The sequence below is a fragment of the Sphingomonas sp. UYP23 genome, assembly GCF_054059235.1.
Window position 1 is genome coordinate 256,071 of sequence record NZ_JBSSBX010000002.1, and the last position, 19,225, is coordinate 275,295.

Below are 19,225 nucleotides of genomic sequence, written 5' to 3' on the forward strand. Positions count from 1 at the left end.
GGCCAATCCTTGGTACGTAGGTGAGGGGTTTGACGTTCATTTTATAATTATGTGAATCTGAGGTATTAGACGAGTCCCGTAAGATAATAGGCTCCGATGACTACAAAGACCGCGATTGTCTTGATGCCCGTGACCGCTAAGATGTCGCGATAGGACTGCTTGTGGGTCAGTCCAGTGACCGCCAACAACGTAATAACCGCACCGTTATGCGGCAGGGTGTCCATCCCGCCGCTCGCCATTGCGGCGACACGATGTAAGACTTGTGGAGAGATGTGGGCCGCATTTGCTGCTGCGAGAAACCGTTCGGACATCGCGCCTAGTGCGATGCTCAGTCCTCCAGATGCGGAGCCGGTGACGCCAGCAAGTGCTGAGACCGTGATCGCCTCATTTATCAGTGGATCCGGAATTGCTTCCAGGCTCGTTCGGATAATTGCAAAGCCGGGCAACGCGGCGATCACCGCGCCAAAGCCATATTCGGAAGCGGTATTCAGCGACGCCAGCAATGCGCCTGACACGGCGGCTTTCGACTGATTTGTAAAAGCGGGCGCGATCTTGGCGAACGCCAGTGCCACGGCGACCAGAATGCCAACGATTAGTGCACCCTCGACTGCCCAAACCGCTGTCACTGCGCTGAGCTTGGTAACGAGCGGCTGCTTGAGACCTGCGAGATTAGTTTCAACGACGGCCGGAAAGATAAGGGGGATGGCGCGCGTCAGCAGAAAGTTGACGATGGCGACGGCAAGGAGAGGCATGATCGCCACCAGCGGATGGACCAACGTCGTTGCGGCTACTGCGGCAGGCTCGTTTATATGGCCTTCGCCGTATCCTTCTCCTGCGACTACTGCACGGCGACGTGCCCATTCTAAATACGCCAGTCCGGTTATCAGAATGAACGTGCCACCTATCAGCCCCAAAACGGGCGCTGCCCACGTAGTCGTCCCGAAAAACGTGGTTGGAATTATATTTTGAATTTGTGGGGTGCCCGGCAGGCTGTCCATCGTAAACGTAAATGCGCCGAGCGCGATCGTACCAGGGATTAGCCGCTTGGGGATGTCAGCGCGACGGAACATCTCCGCCGCGAACGGGTAAGCCGCGAAAACGACCACGAACAGAGATACGCCGCCGTAGGTCAACAATGCACAGACCAGGACGATGGCAGGCATAGCTCGCTTCGGCCCCATCACCCGCATCACCGAGGCAACTAGAGCCGATGAAAATCCCGAAGCCTCGATCACTTTTCCAAAAAGTGCGCCCAGCAGAAAAACAGGAAAGTACAACTTTAGAAAATCGGCCATCTTTTCCATGAATAAACCGGAAAAGGCAGGGGGAACCGCTGATGCGTCGGTCAGCAGTAAAGCCAAGATCGCTGCGATGGGAGCGAACAGAATGACGCTATAGCCACGGTAAGCTGCGGTAATAAGGAATATCAGCGCGCCCAGCGCAATGATTACATTTAACACGGCTTACCCCCAGTCGACAACCTACCCCGCCGAAACATCGGCGACTCGAGCCGTGTGCATCGGTGATGCGATCTGGCTGAGTTCGATCGTTCTCATTTCAGGCCCTCACCACCCGCATCAGACAGGTAGAAGGGGCTCGAACCACCTAAGGCAAAAGCCTCCAAGCGCAGACGATGCGCAGGGTTTCAAGATCCTCTTCCCGCCGTTATTCGGCGTATGCCGTATTTCATGAAGGGTAGCCGGGGGTCAACCGAAACATTTTTTCCGAATGTGCTGAATTTCCTGTTGGACGGTTCCGCTAGTGGACCATTAATGAAGTCCATGGCAGATAATTTCAAACCGGCGTCGTCTCTCGACGAGAATCAATCCAAGCGTCCCCGAGGCCGACCGCGCAAGAGCGTGCAAGTGGGGAACGCATCGGATGATCTTCTTAGAGCCGCAGAAACACTGTTCGCTGAACGCGGTTTTTACGGTGTCACTACGCGACAGGTGGCAGCGGCGGCAGGAGCGGACGATGCGCTGATCTACTACCATTTCGGCAGCAAAAGAGAGTTGTTCGATGCCGTCTTTGCACGTCGTGCAGGAACATTGAATGAAGTGAGGCGAAGTTCCCTACAAGCTTATGTCAACTCTTCGGGCAAAATGACCGTGGAAGGGGCGATCGCGGCCTTCATTAATCCGATGATCGATTTGTCACAGTCGGCCGATATCGGTTGGAAGTCCTATTTCACGCTCGTCGCGCAGATCGACAACACTCCGTGGGGCGGTGAAACCATCCACCGCTTTTTCGACCCCGTCGTCCATGACCTGATCGACGTGCTGAAAACCATTCTTCCTGAATGCGAAGCCACAGAGATATTCTGGGCCTATAATTTCCTTGCCGGCTCCATGATGCTCGCATTGTCGGAAACGGAGCGCGTGGATCGTCTTTCCGATGGGTTATGCCATGCTCGCGATCTGGATGCCGTGCGGCATCGTTTGGTTCGGTATTGCGCCGGGGGCGTGTTGGCGATGCTGGGATCAACGGCTGACGGTGCTCGACAGGCGGCTTGACAGCACCCAAGGGCATTGGATATTCAGCCACAGCCGAATAAATAAGAAAGCAGGCGGTTTGTATGAAAGAGGATGGGAGCAACCGTTATGGAGCAGGACGTCTCTTCATCACGGCAATCACCGTGGCGCTAGGTGCCATCCCTGCAACTGCGCAACAAACCGATGAAGCAAAAACCTTTGTGAGCAAGGACGCTGAGCGGCTGGGCTTTAAGCCCGAGGCATTGGCTGCGATCGGTCAAGCTTACGAGGCAGGCGTAATGTCCCACGAGATTCCCGGTGCCGTGGTCATGATCGCGCGGGATAACAAGCTCGTCTATTCGATGACCGCTGGCTACCGGAACGCCTCCGCCAAAAAGCGGATGGCGGCCGACACCCGATTCTACCTCGCCTCTATGACAAAGCCCATCACAAGCGTAGCCGCGATGATTCTTGTCGAGCGTTGCAAGCTGCAACTTGATGATCCCGTAAGCAAGTACATCCCGGAATTCGCAAACCTTCGGGTGGGCCGTGAAATAACGGATTCCCACAGCAAGTTGAGCCTAGCGCTTGACCCGGCTGACCACCCGGCCACTGTCCGCGACTTATTTCGTCATACGGCTGGGTTCACATACGGACCATTCGGATCGTCACTGGTGCAGCAGGCGTATATGCACGCTAATCTTGCAGACTTCGGACAAACCAACGCCGAACTCATGACCAAACTGGCTGCGTTGCCCTTGGCTTATCAGCCAGGCGAGGTGTTCGAATACAGTATGGCGACAGATGTGCTAGGCCGGGTTATCGAAATCGTATCGAAGCAGTCGCTGGCTGATTTCGTTCAGAAGGAAATCACCGGCCCATTGGGTATGAAAGATACGAGCTTTGGCGTTCCGGATGCTGAACGTGTGGCCGTACCCCTTAGCATGCCCGTATCCTACCCCGCTGGAGTGCCGCGATGGTTTTCAGGCGGCGGTGGTCTCATAAGTACTGCTGCCGATTATCTGAAGTTTGCGCAGATGTTATTGAATGGCGGCGAATACAACGGCGTCAAGATACTCTCGCCCCAAACGATCATGAAAATGACGCGCAATGAACTTCCGGTCAATATCACTTACAGTCCGCTCGACCTAGGAATATTGGAGCCGTCTCCGGCCAATGGGCAAGGTTTTGGTTACGGGTTCGCTGTTCGCGTTAGTGACAAAGGCAACAAGGCACCGGGCACTATCGGCGATTACCATTGGGCAGGTATCAGTGGTACGTATTTTTGGATCGATCCCAAAAAGAAGATGGTTGTTGTCGCGATGATTGCAGCTCCCGAGGCCCGAGATGGTTACAGAATCAAAGCACGTAACTTAGTATATAGCGCTATTAGTAAGTAATAAAATTGAAAAGTAACGCTTTTCCAAAATACGCGCTCAGGTCCAGTGTGTTAAATACTTGCCGACCTTCGCGCGTGTTCTGCAGTGCTGCCTTAAAACATCGTTACGAATACGCTTTAATCCGATTCGGGTATCCGCATTATGCCCAGAAATGCGCAGTTGTCTTAGCCACAATATGTTCGGTGGTGACGCCCGGCGCGAGTTCGAGCAACTGGAATGGAGATTGGTGGTTGGGCCGTCGGAACACGGCCAGATCGGTGACGATCATGTCAACGACGTTTTTTCCGGTCAGCGGCAGTGTGCAGGACGGGATGAACTTGGGGGTGCCGTCCTTGGCATTGTGATCCATCACCACGATGATTTGCTTGACCCCCGCAACGAGGTCCATTGCGCCGCCCATCCCCTTTATCATTTTGCCGGGGATCATCCAGTTGGCGATGTCGCCGCCCTCGCTGACCTCCATTGCGCCTAACACCGTCAGGTCGATATGGCCGCCACGGATCATCGCAAAGCTTTGGTCGCTGCCGAAATAGGCGCTTTGCGGAAGCTCGCTGATCGTCTGCTTTCCGGCGTTGATCAGGTCCGGATCCTCCTCACCGGCATAAGGGAATGGGCCGATCCCGAGCATGCCGTTTTCGGACTGGAGCGTAACCGTCATGCCCACCGGGATGTTGTTGGCGACCAGGGTCGGAATGCCGATCCCCAGATTGACGTAATAGCCGTCACGAAGCTCCTGCGCTGCCCGCGCGGCCATCTGGTTGCGGTCCCACGCCATCAGGCTACCTCCCTTTCACGCACCGTGCGGAACTCGATCTTCTTGTCGTAAGGCGCACCCAGAATTAGGCGATTGATGTATATGCCCGGCAAATGGATCATGTCGGGATCCAGCGAGCCTACTGGAACGATCTCCTCGACCTCGGCGACGCACACGCGGCCGGCGGTCGCCATTGGCTGGTTGAAGTTCCGTGCGGTTTTGCGGAAGATGAGATTGCCGCTTTCGTCGGCTTTCCAGCCTTTGATGATAGCCAAGTCGGCGCGGATGCCCCGTTCGAGGATATACTCCTCGCCATCGAACTCCTTTAGCTCCTTGCCCTCGGCAACCTGGGTGCCGACACCAGTCTTGGTGTAAAAGCCGGGTATTCCCGCCCCGCCTGCCCGGCAGCGTTCGGCTAGCGTCCCCTGTGGGCAGAACTCCACCTCCAGCTCGCCTGACAGATATTGCCGCTCGAACTCCTTGTTCTCCCCGACATAGCTGGAGATCATCTTCTTTACCTGATGGCTGCGGAGAAGCTTGCCGAGCCCCTCATTGTCGATCCCCGCGTTGTTGCTGGCGATAGTGAGGTCGCGCGTGCCTGCCGCCTGGATCGCATCGATCAATCGTTCAGGAATGCCGCAAAGCCCGAAACCGCCTGCGCAAATCGTCATCCCCTCTCGGAGAACACCGTTTAAAGCCGAGGCGGCATCTGGGTAAACCTTGTTCATTATAATCCGCCCCGTTGGCTAAATACTGGTCTGAGAGGCCTGATCTCGAATTGCGAAAATTCGGTCCGACCTACGTGGTGCTCGATTGACGAGCGGATATCGCCAGAATGGCCTTAAGTCGGGTGTCGCGATCCGCTGCCAAAGCTTCTGGTGTCCGACCATTGGAGCCGTCGCGCACGGCTGCGATCATCGAGCGCTTGAGTTCTTCCGTTACCACGGGACGTTGGGCGTCATCCCAAAGCGCCTCGAAGGGTGCACCGAGATGTTCTAGAAAATGGGCTAACCCGCCGGCTCCACCTCCCAGGTTGAAGGTGGCAAATGGCCCTAGTAGCGCCCAGCGCGGGCCGAGCGCCAAGGTGACTGCGGCGTCAACGTCTTCGACTGTGGCTTGGCCGCTCGCCACCGCATCGACGGCCTCACGCCACAAGGCTGCTTGCAGCCTGTTGGCAAGGTGTCCTGGCCGTTCGCGATGGAGACGGATCGGACGCTTGCCGAGACTGAGATAGAATTCCATTGCCGCGTCGACCGCCCATTCGGCTGTGAGCGATCCTGCGACAACCTCGACAAGAGGTACGATGTGGGGCGGATTGAACGGATGGCCGATCAGCAGACGATCGGCGAATGTCAGATTTGCTTGAAGGGCTGAGGGTTGAAGGGTCGATGTCGAAGAGGCAACTACGGTGTGCGGGCCGACAGCTTCACTGATCTGATCAAAAAGCTTTTGTTTCGCTGCTACGTCCTCAGGACCGTTCTCCTGGACAAAGCCGGCACCCGATACGGCAGCCTCCGGCGTTGGGGCGACAACGATCGAGTCCCCATGCCGCTTGAGGGCGGCTGAAAGCGCACTTGGAGATGGATCCCAAACACTTACCTCCAACCCGCCGGCCAAGAAAGCTTCTATCCAGCTCGACCCTATAACGCCGCATCCTAAGACCGCTGCACGCACCACACTACTCCGTTTTTCTAAATCGCGAACAGTCGACGTGTCCACGGGCCAACTTCCGTCAACAGGGTACACTGCGGCCTCGACCAAATCTTGCGGGATCAATATCTGAACTTAGCGACGATACCGATCGTGCGGGGTTGTACGAGAAGGACAGGAACCGGCGACGCCGGGTTGTAGAGCAAGGGCACAGTGTATGCACCGACACGGCCATACGAATTGTTCAGGTTGCGCGCATAGAGATCCAGCTCGATGTTGTGTGGCGTAAGGAGTGCCAGATTAAGATCGACGATATCGTATCGTGGCAAATCGAAATTTTTGCTCTGAGCTGTGCCGAAGCCCGCAAACCGCTCACCCTGATATCGGTTTGTGGCAGTAAGTACGGCGGAATAGCCGTTACTCAAATCGGCTCGATAGGAGGCAGTCAAGGCCCCACTGAACTTAGCGGAAAACGGCAGACGCGCGCCGCCCGATGTAATGCCAAGTGCCGGGGCGGCGGTTGTCAATTTGGCGTCGGTGTAAGTCGCGGACCCGCCCAAGGTCAAAGCGGGCACCGGCCTGAAGCTAAACGCCCCTTCCGCGCCCCGAACGCGCGCGTCCCCGCCATTTACGAGCTGATTTACCCCGCCAACGTTGACGGTGAGCTGGATCGAGGACCACTCAATATCGAACACGTCAAAATTAAGGGTCGCCTTCCGGTCCAGGAACGTCGTTTTCACACCGACTTCATAGTTCCAGAGCTTGTCCGGATTGAAGCTGGTGTTGCCAAGGCCAGGACTCAACTGGAAATTCGGACCGCCTGGACGAAAGCCGCTAGCCGCACGTGCGTACAGCAATACGTCTGGCGTAACTTGGAAACGCGGATTGATCGAGTATGTGGTGACGCTCTGGTTCGTGATCGCAACCGGGGACGTCGAAGGGATCGCGTTGCCGGTTGCGAGCAACCCGGAAATCGTCTGGAAATAGGTTTGATGCTGATGGCTGTAACGGATGCCCAGGCCTAAGCTGAGACGTGACGTAAAGTTAAACGTTCCGTTGGCATAGCCGGCGATCTCTTTGTACGTGCTCGGCAGTGTGTCAAGGAACGGGGGTATTCCAAAAAATAGGCCACTTGCGTTCTTGCGGTCGTACAAGTTTACCACTTCGTGCGTCTGTTCGGAATCGAAGTAGACTCCTGCAATATAGTCAAAGAATCCGCCGCTGTTGGAGGCGAGCCGTACTTCCTGATTGAACTTGTTCGTTCGGCTTTTGACGTAAAGATCCCAAGGATCTGCCCCGCCGCCGAATTTAGCTAGGACAGCTTGGTAAACGAGGCTCTGATCCGTGTCGCTCCGACCGTAGATCGACTGATATGAAGTTATCGAAGACAGTTTGGCGAACGAGAGTTGAAGGTCGACCACCGCAGAACCCAGCGCGAGCGAACTCACGGCCGGCTGAGCGAGCGGATAAGACTGGTCGTACTTACCCTGAAGCGGCTTGCCAGAAACGGGATCGAGAAAAGCGCTCGCGGTGCCTTGGCTGGGAACACGCTGCCAAAAGCCCTCAAGCCGGATGTCTAGGTTATTGGTCGGCTTAAGAAGCAACGATCCGCGCAAGCTGTGCGTTCGAAACCATCCCTGATTACTGCGATTATGGCTTGGGTCGTCGACATAGCCAGAGGTATATTCCTCCAGGCCAGTCAGGCGGAACGCCGCCCAGCTCGCGAGCGGTGCATTGATCATGGCACGAAAGCCGTAGTTTGTTCCGCCGTGATCAGTCGTCGATAGCTCGGTTTCACCCGCTGCGTGAAACCCGCTGAGGTCGGGAGCGGCAGTGATGTATCGCAAGGTGCCGCCGAGCGAGTTGGCCCCGAAAAGCGTACCCTGAGGCCCGTTCAGTACCTCAACGCGGTCGAGATCGAACACGTTGGTGTTGAAACTGAACCCGCCGAGCCCAAACGGCGTGCTAGCGCCGATAGGAACTTCGTCGACGTACAACCCCACCGTGCTGCTAAGTTGAGAGCCGGTAGTGACGCCCCGGATAGCGATGAGGCTTGTCGGGCCGCTGGAAACCGTAGAAAGTCCCGGCACGAACCCGGCAAAGTCGCCGAGCGTGTGGGCATTGATCTGACCCAAATCTTTGCCGGTCAGTGCGGTCACCTGTTGCGGTACTTTTTGAATTGATTGGGCGCGCCGGGTCGCCGTGACCACGATGTCTCCCACGCCTGTTTCCGGCGCAGCGGTTTGGCTGCTCGCTACCGGAACGCTCGTGGCGTCCTGTTGCGGGCTCGTCGCTTCGCTCGGGCTCTGTTGCGGAGCTGACGGCGACGTTTGAGCTGAAGCCGAGTGGGCGCAGAAAAGAAGGCTACAGCCGCTCAGCAGCACGTACTTGCTCAGAAAACGCATGGTAATCCTCTCCCCAACGGCACCATTCCGGTGCTCGATTATTGATCCTGATAGCTCTGACGAATCAGATAATCCGGCGTATGCCGAATTAAATGTTCTGATCGTCGTTGCATGTCAATAGATCAATTCGTCCAAGGGCCGGGACGATCCGCTTCTAAGCTCGGCTTTGTACGATTAGGTGGCGAAGCATAGTGCGTTTGCCATGCGGACGAGGCGCGACGGGGGGATTATCTGTGGTTCTCGGTGCGGCGGGGAATGCGAATTAATGTCGCCGACCCAGAGCTGAAGCCGGACAGCACCAAGGGCGTCGCTGAATGTGAGGCTGCTTTTTCGATACCACGCGGCGGCGTAAGGCGCGCTCGTGCTGGTGAGAAGATCACAAGCCCACAGCGATATGAGGCTATAGAATCCAAGAAGTGCCGGCGTGGTTCGAGCGATAGCCTTGTCGGTCCATTGGCGCTGGGTCTCGACGCCCAGATGCGCGCGCGTTTCCGCGAACGTGACCTCGATCTGCCATCGACGGACGTACAGGGCGATGATGTCGGCGGGCTCGATGGCGATGTCGGTACTGAAGAAGGCTTGCGGATCGCGCTTCGCTTCGGGGTCGCGAACCAGCACCCACCGGACCGGCAACACCGGGGTGCCCGGCCTGTACCACAAGGCGATTCCGGATGTGATCTCGAGCGCCATGCCGCCGACATGGCCATACCAGGCGGAGACGAGGACCCTTGTCCAACGTGTCGCCCGGTTGGACAGCAGGGTCTTGAGCTTCGGCAGTGGCGCGCCTTTTTGCGCCGGCCGCCCGAGCGAAGAGGCGGTTCTTTCCGGGGGCGATGCGAACAGGTTCGCGTCCAGCCTCAGGCGGCTGATGAGTGTTGCCCGTCGTACAATGGCGTGGGCCAGTTCATGGACGGCGAAGCTGCTGTCGCCGATGAAGATGATCTGACGACCTGGCAGCCAACGAGACAGCTGCAGTGCGCCTTGCCGCGCCCAGTCCGTCAGCAATTTGTGACGACAGCCGCGCCCTCGGTTCGATCGCTCAGAAGGCGCGAGCAGCGTCAGGACCGGCAACGCCTTGATCAGGCTGGTCCATGACACCGGAGTGAGCACCATGAAGCTCAGCCAGCGCAGTCCGCTGGCTTTGACGAAATGGCCATGGCTGGAGCGTACCGGGTCCCGATATATTCCGCGTGCGCTGATGCGGCGTCCCCATCGGCGCTCAATAGTGTCGTCCATGCCGATGACCACAGGGCCGTCCGGCACAAGGCGATCGACCACAATGCCCAGCAGTTGTCTGGCAACCGCACGCGAGCTCCAGCGGGAGAGGTTGAGGACCTAATGATAGCTTGCAAAGTTGGAGGCCCCAGCCCGGCCAGTCACGCGCAGGCAGGAAATAACGGTCCGCTTGCCCGTTGCCAGCACGGCACCCATCACCAGAACGAGCACATGCTCCCAGCTGGGAGCCGTGAAGCAGGGGCGCCAAGTCTGCAACCAATGGCGCAGTATCAGGGGAACGGGGTCGCCAATAATGGCCTTGTCAGGATCCAGCATCCCATGCTTCGAATCCCGACTGACGCTGGTTGCAACGCCATCGCTGTTGCCATGCGGCGAGCTGAATCGGATACGCTCTGACCCGAAGGCCGCCAAGGTTACGTGATGAAAGACGACGAAATCGCACTGCGGATCGAAGCGTTCGACGCAGCCAATGGCGGCGGTGTGGGCTGGTACGAGGACAAAGGTGCCTACCACCTCTACCTGCTCGAGACCGAGGCGCCGATCGCTCGTCTCAAGCCCGCCGGCACGAGTGGCGAAGTCAGCCTCGGCTACTGGTCACATCGTCGGAGATGGGAAGATATCGACGACATGGGCGGATGCGTCTTGCCCCTCGATCAAGCCCTCGACCACATCGCAAACAACAGCATCTTCTGGACTTGGACCTGACGCAAAACGTACAAAGCCGAGCTAAGGACTTTTCCCATTTCGTGATCCGTTCGTAAAAACGGCGTCGCCGCTCCGGACGACAGATAGTGTGATCAAATCTCCGCCACATACCGTGCGCGTTTACAGACCTGTCAGCGCGCAAGATCGACTTCCGCTCGCTAACGGATGGGTTCGACACGTCCACCGCCTCGGGGCGTCTGCTGTTCATATCCTCGCCTCGGTTGCGGAAATGGAACGTGAATTAGTGAAGGAGCGGACGATCGCTGGGCTGGCGGCAGCACGCGCGAAGGGTGGCACGCAGGCTCGCAATGACGCCTGACAAGATCGACACGGCACGCAAACTGCTCGCCGCGGGCGACAAGCCAACACGGGTGGCGAAGCTGCTGGGTGTCGGCCTCTCGACCTTCTACCGGCAATTTCCGGCGAACGAACGTGCTGCTGCTACGGACGCCAAAGCCTGATTTCCGTTGAAAAGCACGTGTCAAAACCGACCGGTTGTGACACCAACGCAGCCACGCTTTACGGCTGCTCTGACCTGATGACTACAAGGCGGTGTAGCCCCCATCGGCCATAACAAGGGTGCCGGTGATGAAGCTCGACGCAGGCGCGGCAAGAAACGCGATCACCTCCGCAATTTCACGAGGCTGCGCGACACGACCGATCGGGTGGGCATCTCCGTAGCTCGCCAGCGTCGCGCGGCTGTCATCAACGATACCTTCGAGAATATCCGTTTCGACCACGCCCACTCCAACAGCATTGGCGCGAATATTGTCTCGTCCGTGCTCAACTGCGATCACCTTGGTGAGCTGTGCGATGGCACCCTTGGATGAGGCGTAGGCCGTCATCTCCTTCATCGCGATCGTCGCCACGACCGACGCGACGTTGACGATCGCCCCGCCACCGCGGACCATCATCGCCCGAACCGCCTCGCGTGCGTGGAGAAAGTCGCCGCGCGCGTTCACCGCCATGATCGCGTTCCAGTCGTCGACGCTGGTGTCGAGCAGCGCCTTGTTGAGCGTGCGGCCCGCATTGTTGACGAGAATGTCGAGACCGCCGAACCGCTCAACTGCCAACGCTACCGTGCGCTTGGCCGTATCCTCGACCGATACGTCGCCGGTCAGCGTCGCGATGCGGTCGCCAGCAAGTTCGTGGACGGCTTCGCTTAAATCGGTCGCAACGATGATCGCGCCGCGCTCGGCAAGCAGGAGGGCGGTCGCGTGCCCGATGCCGCGCGCGGCTCCGGTCACGATGGCGACCTTTCCCGCCAGACTCCACGAAACAGGCATGTTCGTTTCCATGTTAGGCTCGGTCGGGAAAGTCGGTGCCGAGCGTGACTGCTTCCCAATCGTCTATCTCGCGCGCGACGGTCGTCAGCTTCTCACGGGTGCGGCGAAGTGCATCCGACCCAAGCAAAAGGTGAAGCGGTGGTTGGTCCGCATCGACAGCTGCGATGATCGCAGCGGCACCGCGGGCGGGGTCGCCGATCTGATGGCCCGCGATCTCGCCTAAGTGCGCAAGCGCCGCGCCTACCGTTTCGGCGTAGGCGTCGGACGAATCCCCGCTGCTGCGCCGGATCGAATGATCGGACAGAAAGTCAGTGCGGAATCCGCCGGGCGCGACGGCCGTCACCTTGATCCCGAATGGCGCGACCTCCTGCGCCAGGCTCTGCGACAGGCCCTCCATTGCCGATTTGGCGGCGGCATAGACGCCGGACGACGCAATCGGCGCGCGCCCCGCAATCGAAGTGATATTGATGATATGCCCGGATGCCTGCGCCCGAAGGTGCGGCAACGCCGCCTGAATCAGCCGGAGCGGCCCGAACACGTTCACGTCAAACAGGTGTGCGGTGTCATTCTCCGTCGCGTCCTCGATCGCTCCAAGCAAGCCGTAGCCCGCATTGGTGACCAGCACGTCGATAGGGCCGTGCTTGGCAAAGGCTTCGTCGATCGCGGCCTTCACGGCTACGGCGTCGGTGATCTCAAGTGGGATGACGTGAAACGTCCCGCCGTCTGTAGCAAGGGCAGGCGTGCCTTCGCGAACGGTGCCGAGCACGGTATCGCCGCGTGCGAGGGCTGCTTCCGCAAGCGCCTTGCCTAGTCCTCGCGATACTCCGGTGATGAACCATGTCTTCATGAGCCTTCTCCTTGGCGTCCGATATGGGTAGTGAGCCAGCCAAGGATAATCGGCTCTCTCCTTCGCGGGCTTGTAAGCCGGGCTAATCAATGCAGGATGGGAATGTGGTTTCCGTTTCCGATCTCGCCAGCCTTCGTGCTTTCGTCGTCGTCGCCGATGCACTGAGCTTCAGCCGCGCGGCCAAAACGCTCGGCGTCTCGTCGTCGGCGCTAAGTCAGGCAATCCGGGGGCTGGAAGAGCGAACGGGTGCGCGCCTGCTCAATCGGACTACCCGGAGCGTATCGCTGACCGACGCGGGCGCGGCGCTGCTCGCCGGGGTCGGCCCGGCGTTCGGCGAAATCGGTGTTGCGTTGGATCGGGCGCGAAGCGCCGGGGAACAGCCTACCGGCAGGGTTCGCGTCCATGCTTTCCGCATCGCTGCCGAACTGTTTATCCACCCGCTGCTGGCGCGATTCCAACGCGAGCATCCTGGCATCATCCTCGATCTCACGATCGACGACGCCGTGGTCGATATGGTCGCAAGCGGTTTCGACGCGGCTATCCGGGTCGGAGAAGTGATCGAACGCGACCTGGTGGCGGTGCGGCTCGGCGGGGAGCTGCGACAGATGGCGGTGGCCTCTCCCGACTATCTGGCACGCCGTGGGATGCCGGACACGCCAGCGGACCTGCTCGTCCATGATTGCCTGTGCTGGCGCTGGCCGGGTCACGCCGCTCCTTACCGATGGGAGTTCTGCGAGGAAGGGCGCTGGTTCGAGGTCGCGGTCACCGGGCCGCTCATCGCGACCGATCGCGCCACATGCGTTCGCGCCGCATTGGACGGTGCTGGTATAGCATTCGCTGTCGAGCAGGCGGTCGCGCCGCTGGTTGATACCGGTAGGCTCGTGCCTCTGTTGGAACGCTGGTCGGCACCGTTCCCCGGTTTCTTTCTCTGCTACCCGCAACAGAGGCAAATGGCTCCCGCGCTTCGCGCCTTCATCAACACCATTCGGGAAACTGTGAATTAAACGAAGGTTGCCCGCCGGTGTCAGAACCGAGCGAGACTGTTGAAAAAGTAAGGGCTCGCAATTTCGTTGCGCAGCTAGTGGTTATCGCCTGACAGTTGAGTCCGATTAGGGATTCCCGTCGCCGTTTTGCCGTGCGAGTCATCGGGGATGCGAAGTGGTATAATCATCGACCTTGCGTCGGCGGACCGAGAGCGTCTCGAGCGGATCTGCAAGGATCGTAACGCGCCCCAAAAGCACGTCTGGCGCGCCAAGATCGTGCTTTTGAGCGCCGAGGGGATCGGCACCAGCGAGATCATGCGGCGGACGGCCACATCGAAGACATGCGTGTGGCGCTGGCAGGAGCGGTTCATGCAGGAAGGGGTGGAGGGGCTGCTGCGCGACAAGACCCGTCCGTCGCGCATCCCTCCCCTAACCGCGGAGGTTGTCGCATGGGTAGCGAGCCGGACGCATGAGGCGCCGCCGGGTGAGACGACCCATTGGACAGCCTCGCTGATGGCCCGCGAAGCCGACATCAGCGCCAGTTCGGTTCACCGGATCTGGCGCGCCCACGGCCTCCAGCCTCACCGCGTTCGGCAGTTCAAGCTGTCCAATGATCCCGAGTTTATCGACAAGCTTCGCGATGTCGTGGGCCTTTATGTCGCGCCGCCCGCCCACGCGATCGTCCTGTCGTTCGACGAGAAGAGCCAGATCCAGGCCCTCGACCGATCCCAGCCCGGCCTGCCGCTGAAAAAGGGGCGGGCCGGCACCATGACCCATGATTACAAGCGCAACGGCACCACTACGCTCTTTGCCGCGCTCAACATCCTCGACGGGACCGTGATCGGCCGCAACATGCAACGGCACCGCCACCAGGAATTCATCCGCTTTCTCAATCTGATCGAAGCGCGCGTGCCCGCCGGCAAGGCGATCCATGTGATCCTCGACAATTACGCCGCTCACAAGCACCCCAAGGTTCGCGAGTGGCTCGACCGCCACCCGCGCTTCACCTTCCACTTTACGCCTACGTCCTGTTCCTGGCTCAATGCCGTCGAGGGCTTCTTCGCCAGGCTGACCAACCGTCGACTCAAACGCGGCGTGTTTCATTCGCTCGTCGACCTTCAGGCCGCCATCAACCGCTTCCTGGTCGAGCACAACGAAAGCTCAAAGCCCTTCGTCTGGACCGCCGACCCCGATAAAATCATCGCCGCCGTCAGACGCGGGCACCAAGTGTTAGATTCGGACCACTAGGGAGCTTAAGAATCAACCCTGATCGCTGGTTGAATCGATATTTCGTCGATCGAGCGGTGTGGGTACGAATGTTTCCTACGGTTTCGGCACGCCGACTTTTTCAACAGTCTCGAACGGTTTTGACACCGGTAAAGGGGTCTCTCCCTACCCAGGCTGGCCCGAAACCCGACGGTCAGCAATCGGCTAGCCCTGCTGAGTCGCGGCCACCGTACCGGCGATCAGCGGATGGACTGCTCTTGTCGAAAGCTGTCTTTCGCCCTCACCATCGGGAATGGCAGCAAAGTCCCACCTCTCGACATTCTGCGCGGCGAGTGACCTGCTTGGATGTCTTGCGGTTGCCAGTTCAATAATCTGCGGAATTCCTTTATTCTTGGATAAGACCGCGTCGGCGCCCGACGCTGACAGCTTCCATTCGGCTGATCACATCAAGCTTCGTAAACATGCTGCTCAGATGAGATTTTACGGTCGCTTCGCTGATGTTCAGTACTTCGCCTATCGCTTTATTCCGATCACCGCGAGCGAGAAGGGAAAGGACTTCCCGTTCGCGCTGCGTGAGCGCTTCCCCGCTGAGGTTCTGGGCGAGCTTGGCGACCAATGCGGGAGGAATACTGGTCTCGCCCGCATGTACTTTGCGGATGCTGGCCAGCAGATCTTCCAATGGAGCGTCCTTGAGGAGATATCCTCTGGCGCCTGCTTTTACCGCACGTGTGACGTCTACATCGGTATCGAACGTTGTCAGGATGATAATGCGTGCCGACGCATCTTCTCGCCGGATCTGATCGATCGCTTCAACGCCGTCGAGTTGCGGCATCCGCAAGTCGAGAAGGATCACATCCGCATCGACTTCGCGCCACAGGGTGACGACCTCTTCGCCGTTGGTCGCCTGACCGACGATCGTCATGTCTCCTTGGCGGTCGATCATTGCCGACAAACCTTCACGAACGGTGACATGGTCATCGGCAATGAGCACCCGGATACAGTCTTGCTCTTTTGCGTTGACTCGATCCGTCATCGCGGGAGATCCGTCTCGCCGATTGGCAGCAACTTGATGCGAAGCGTGGTGCCCTGTCCAACGGTGCTGCGCAGGGTCAGGCGACCACCCATGGCCTCCACGCGCTCGGTCATGCCGAGCAGACCAAAGCCGTCGTTTCGCGTCCGCGTGTCGAAACCGCAGCCATTGTCGTTCAACTGCAAATCGAGACCTTCTTTGCAAAAGCTGATGTGCGCCTCGAACGAAGTCGCCTGCGCGTGGCGTAGAACATTGGTCAGCGCCTCTTGCACGACGCGCAGGAGATTGTCTTCCCAAGCGGCAGGCAAATGCTCGGCCGCCCCTGATACGATCAGCTCGGCCCGAACGCCTGTCCCGGTGGTCATCGTCTCGAACAGCCCGGCGAGGGCCGAACGCAGGTCGGTTCCGTCGAGTGCTTGCGGGCGCAAGGCCCGAACCGATCGGCGCGCCTCCTGCAAGCCGTAACGCGCGCTATCTGCAGCGCGGACGAGATGGGCATCGGCTTCGGCAGTCAGGCCATGCTTGCGGGCATCATCTGCCGCCTGCAATTGCACGATCACGCCGGTAAAGCCCTGCGCTAGAGTGTCGTGGATCTCGCGAGCGAGGCGGTTGCGCTCGGCGATAACCGCCGCCTCTCGCGTCTGCGCCGACAAGCGCGTCGCCTCTTCGGCATCCTTGCGTTCGGTAATGTCCATGACGATGCCGAGCATGCGGGTCGCCCGGCCGGCAACCGTGGAATAGATGCTCCCGCGCGCTGCCAGCCAATGAAGGCTGCCGTCAGGCCAGATGATCCGAAACTCCGCGCCCCAATCGCTTAGCCTGATCTATTCACCGGCAGCGTTTCTCAGCCGATGGGTTAGCGCAGGCGTCGTATAGCCGCAGGCAGGGCGCATGGGTCCGAAGCGCCTGTCTCATCGCGGTTTCACAGGTTGGGGCGGAGTTGATGGGCGGGGTTCGTTAGGCGGCCACTGCCGCATCGATCATGGGCCCGCGGTGCGCAGATTGAGCGCGATGGATCGGAACAGTGCGGCATCGGGGTATGCGCTGGCGAAGGCGATGCGGATGCGGCTGGCGGTTTCGACGACGCGCGCGGCGACCTTGAGCAGCCGCAGGCGGATGGTCGCGAACTCGGCGGTGCGGAGCGTGGCGGTTGCGGGCATAGCGTGCCGCACGGCCCACATCAGCCAGTAGGCGGCGGTGTGAAGGATGAGCCGCATCTGATTGGCGTTGGCCGAGCAGCAGGAGGTTCGGTCGCTCTTCAGCTGCGTTTTATGCAGCTTGATCAGGTTTTCCGCCTGGCCGCGAGCGCAGTAGAGCGTGTCATAGATCCGTTCAGCGCTGCCCTCGGCAAGCGAGGTGACAACGAGGCGGATGTCGAGGCCGAGGCTGCTCGCCTCGATGCGAGCAACGACGCGACGTTCGGTATTCCCCCAGGTTTTCGCAGCGTAGCGCGTCTCTGCGTAACGCCGTAGTTCGACCAGTCCCTGCAATGCCCGGTCGGTCGCGCAGGCATCGCCTTCCCGGACGATGACGGGATCGGCGTGGAGCGTGCGGTTGCCGGGCAGCCCGAAGATGTAGTCGATGCCGTTCGCCTCGCACCAGGCCATCGGCTCTGGCCGACCGTAATGACCATCGCCGCGCAGCGTGATCCGGGTATCGGGCCAGTGGCGACGGATACGTCGCACGAGCCGGCGAACATGGCCGGCGACTTCCTTGCCCGACGGCGTTTTGCCGGTGCGCAGCAGCATCGCAACCGGCCGCCCGGTAGCGGTGTCGTAGACATGGATCGGCAGGAAGCAACGCTCGCCGTAGTGCCCGTTCCAGAAGGAGAGCTGCTGCGCGCCGTGTACGACGTCGACGGTATCGTCGATGTCGAGCGTCACCGCCGCAGGCGGCACGGGGTAGCTCGCGCAATAGAGGTCGACCAGCGTGCCGGTCAGACGGATCAACTCGCGCGTAGTCGGCGCGTTCTCCCACCGGCTCATCGTCGGCTGGCTGGCCAGCCCGAACGGATCACCCGGCAGTTTGCCGAGCGCCAGCTTGAACCCTGGATCATGCCGCAGGGTGTCGAGATCGTCGGCGTCTTCATACCCACACGAGATCGCCAGCATGCGGGCGCGCAAGATGTCGGCGACCCGGTGGATCACCCGACCCTGATCGCGCGGATCAGCGATGCAGGCGGCGAGCCGATCCGCGATCCCCAACCGCCGCTCGGCCTGTGCGAGCAGTAGCACGCCGCCGTCCGACGTCAGCCGACCGCCGTCGAACGCGGCGGTGATTTTTCGACCACGAATGGCTGGGAAGGTAAAGGAGAACCCGCTATCGTCAGCCATGGCGGTCGTGGCACTTTCTGTCTGGAGCAGAGGGATGGCGTAAGCACCCTTTCTCTACTCCAAACCAGAGACTTAGACCACGATCGCCACCACCGATTTGGGCTCCCGATGAATAATCCGGGTTAGTGCGGCGATCGCTTCGCCCATGCTCGTTTCGACGCGATGTCGATCATCTGGGTGGATATGCCGGATGAACGCGTCGATCCCCCAAGTGGCGTCATCGACAGCCTCGGTATAACCAAAGCACTGGTCGTGGCGGAGTGACCGACGCGAGCGATTCAGCTCCAGATCGAGATCCCAGTCACCGACCTCGGTCGATTGCAGCGCGAAATCGAGCGCTGCCTTGGTTGCGCGGAGTGCTTCCTCGGTGCGCCGGCGATCGGTGACGTCCATCACAATGCCGAGCATGCGGGCATCATCGCCGGCATCGCGGTACATCCTGCCTCGCGCGATGAGCCAATGCACGCTTTCGTTCGGCCAGATCACCCGGAACTCACTATGCCAGTCGGATTCATCAGCGACGGCCTGCGTCATTCCCATTTCGACGGCTGGGCGGTCCTGAGGATGAACGTGCTGAAGGAATTGCGCCTTGCCCCAAGCCTTTTCGGGGATCGGATCATCATAGCCAAAGCATTGATCATGGCGCAGCGACCGGCGCGACGTGTCGGCGAGCAGATCGAGATCCCAGTCGCCGACCTGTCCGGACTCCAGCGAGAACTCCAGTGCCGCTTTGGCCTGTTCGGTTACGACACGATCTGTGACGTCGAGAAGCATGGTTCGCATTGATGTACCGCCCGGCGTTGGCCGAGAGAGCCATTGAACCCAGAGCGGCCCGCCACCGTCCCGGCGCTGGAGTTCAAGCACCGCAGAGGCTTCGCGTCCGTTTAAAAGGGAGGCG

General features: G+C 59.6%; 18 protein-coding genes and 1 pseudogene. 7 read left to right on the plus strand and 12 right to left on the minus strand.

The features are described from left to right. Positions 1-65 precede the first annotated feature (65 nt). On the minus strand, positions 66-1,460 hold the full coding sequence (locus ACVWYO_RS24185) for a GntP family permease (RefSeq protein ID WP_457355550.1): 1,395 nt from the start codon (positions 1,458-1,460) through the stop codon (positions 66-68). A 321-nt stretch (positions 1,461-1,781) separates the two neighbouring features. Between ACVWYO_RS24185 and ACVWYO_RS24190 the strand changes: the two genes are divergently transcribed. Together ACVWYO_RS24190 and ACVWYO_RS24195 are read left to right on the plus strand one after the other, a co-directional pair. Then, positions 1,782-2,513: a TetR/AcrR family transcriptional regulator gene (locus ACVWYO_RS24190; protein ID WP_457355552.1), complete on the plus strand. Its 732-nt coding sequence runs from the start codon at positions 1,782-1,784 to the stop codon at positions 2,511-2,513. Between the two features lie 62 nt (positions 2,514-2,575). Then, positions 2,576-3,871, plus strand: coding sequence for a serine hydrolase domain-containing protein (locus tag ACVWYO_RS24195; protein ID WP_457355554.1), 1,296 nt, complete (start codon positions 2,576-2,578; stop codon positions 3,869-3,871). 139 nt (positions 3,872-4,010) lie between these two features. On the opposite strand, the gene ACVWYO_RS24200 is transcribed toward ACVWYO_RS24195, so the two are convergent. The 5 genes and pseudogenes from ACVWYO_RS24200 to ACVWYO_RS24220 all read right to left on the minus strand — a co-directional run. Beyond that, positions 4,011-4,646 carry a CoA transferase subunit B gene (locus ACVWYO_RS24200; protein WP_457355556.1) on the minus strand — a complete coding sequence of 212 codons (636 nt, stop codon included), beginning with the start codon at positions 4,644-4,646 and terminating at the stop codon, positions 4,011-4,013. Beyond that, complete coding sequence (locus ACVWYO_RS24205) at positions 4,646-5,353, minus strand: CoA transferase subunit A (protein ID WP_457355558.1); 708 nt, start codon at positions 5,351-5,353, stop codon at positions 4,646-4,648. Before ACVWYO_RS24205 ends, ACVWYO_RS24200 begins: the two co-directional genes overlap by 1 nt. Before the next feature lie 70 nt (positions 5,354-5,423). After that, complete coding sequence (locus ACVWYO_RS24210) at positions 5,424-6,371, minus strand: 3-hydroxyacyl-CoA dehydrogenase NAD-binding domain-containing protein (RefSeq protein WP_457355597.1); 948 nt, start codon at positions 6,369-6,371, stop codon at positions 5,424-5,426. Positions 6,372-6,397: 26 nt separating this feature from the next. Then, positions 6,398-8,680, minus strand: coding sequence for a TonB-dependent receptor (locus ACVWYO_RS24215; RefSeq protein ID WP_457355560.1), 2,283 nt, complete (start codon positions 8,678-8,680; stop codon positions 6,398-6,400). Between the two features lie 174 nt (positions 8,681-8,854). Then, positions 8,855-10,000 (minus strand): annotated as a pseudogene (locus ACVWYO_RS24220) (IS701 family transposase); the annotation flags it as partial. A 336-nt stretch (positions 10,001-10,336) separates the two neighbouring features. Here ACVWYO_RS24220 and ACVWYO_RS24225 point away from each other — a divergent pair. The 3 genes from ACVWYO_RS24225 (at position 10,337) to ACVWYO_RS24235 (ending at position 11,082) form a co-directional block, all read left to right on the plus strand. Next, positions 10,337-10,621 carry a hypothetical protein gene (locus ACVWYO_RS24225; RefSeq protein WP_457355562.1) on the plus strand — a complete coding sequence of 95 codons (285 nt, stop codon included), beginning with the start codon at positions 10,337-10,339 and terminating at the stop codon, positions 10,619-10,621. A gap of 229 nt (positions 10,622-10,850) precedes the next feature. Beyond that, complete coding sequence (locus ACVWYO_RS24230; protein WP_457355564.1) at positions 10,851-10,940, plus strand: hypothetical protein; 90 nt, start codon at positions 10,851-10,853, stop codon at positions 10,938-10,940. Then, positions 10,930-11,082 (plus strand): helix-turn-helix domain-containing protein, encoded by a 153-nt coding sequence (locus ACVWYO_RS24235; protein ID WP_457355566.1) that lies wholly within the window; start codon positions 10,930-10,932, stop codon positions 11,080-11,082. The genes ACVWYO_RS24230 and ACVWYO_RS24235 overlap by 11 nt, the downstream gene beginning before the upstream one ends. 81 nt (positions 11,083-11,163) lie before the next feature. Here the strand turns inward: ACVWYO_RS24235 and ACVWYO_RS24240 are convergent, their stop codons facing one another. After that, entirely contained in the window at positions 11,164-11,907 is a 744-nt protein-coding gene (locus ACVWYO_RS24240; protein WP_457355568.1) for an SDR family NAD(P)-dependent oxidoreductase, read from the minus strand. A gap of 13 nt (positions 11,908-11,920) precedes the next feature. Then, positions 11,921-12,754, minus strand: coding sequence for an oxidoreductase (locus ACVWYO_RS24245; RefSeq protein ID WP_457355570.1), 834 nt, complete (start codon positions 12,752-12,754; stop codon positions 11,921-11,923). Between the two features lie 104 nt (positions 12,755-12,858). Here ACVWYO_RS24245 and ACVWYO_RS24250 point away from each other — a divergent pair, with 104 nt between their 5' ends. Both ACVWYO_RS24250 and ACVWYO_RS24255 read left to right on the plus strand, forming a co-directional pair. Further along, positions 12,859-13,758, plus strand: a complete 900-nt coding sequence (locus ACVWYO_RS24250; RefSeq protein WP_457355571.1) for a LysR family transcriptional regulator — start codon at positions 12,859-12,861, stop codon at positions 13,756-13,758. Positions 13,759-13,905: 147 nt separating this feature from the next. Continuing rightward, positions 13,906-14,985: an IS630 family transposase gene (locus ACVWYO_RS24255; protein WP_457354733.1), complete on the plus strand. Its 1,080-nt coding sequence runs from the start codon at positions 13,906-13,908 to the stop codon at positions 14,983-14,985. A gap of 364 nt (positions 14,986-15,349) precedes the next feature. Here the strand turns inward: ACVWYO_RS24255 and ACVWYO_RS24260 are convergent, their stop codons facing one another. From ACVWYO_RS24260 to ACVWYO_RS24275, 4 genes are all read right to left on the minus strand, one after another. Beyond that, positions 15,350-15,997 (minus strand): response regulator, encoded by a 648-nt coding sequence (locus ACVWYO_RS24260; protein WP_457355573.1) that lies wholly within the window; start codon positions 15,995-15,997, stop codon positions 15,350-15,352. Continuing rightward, entirely contained in the window at positions 15,994-16,818 is an 825-nt protein-coding gene (locus ACVWYO_RS24265) for a sensor histidine kinase (protein ID WP_457355599.1), read from the minus strand. Before ACVWYO_RS24265 ends, ACVWYO_RS24260 begins: the two co-directional genes overlap by 4 nt. Positions 16,819-16,974: 156 nt before the next feature. Next, the gene (locus tag ACVWYO_RS24270) at positions 16,975-18,327 is read right to left on the minus strand and encodes an IS1380 family transposase (RefSeq protein WP_457348490.1); all 1,353 of its coding nucleotides are present in this window, start codon (positions 18,325-18,327) and stop codon (positions 16,975-16,977) included. A gap of 72 nt (positions 18,328-18,399) precedes the next feature. Continuing rightward, the coding region (locus tag ACVWYO_RS24275) for a PAS domain-containing protein (RefSeq protein WP_457355574.1) at positions 18,400-19,225 on the minus strand (826 nt) is incomplete at its 5' end.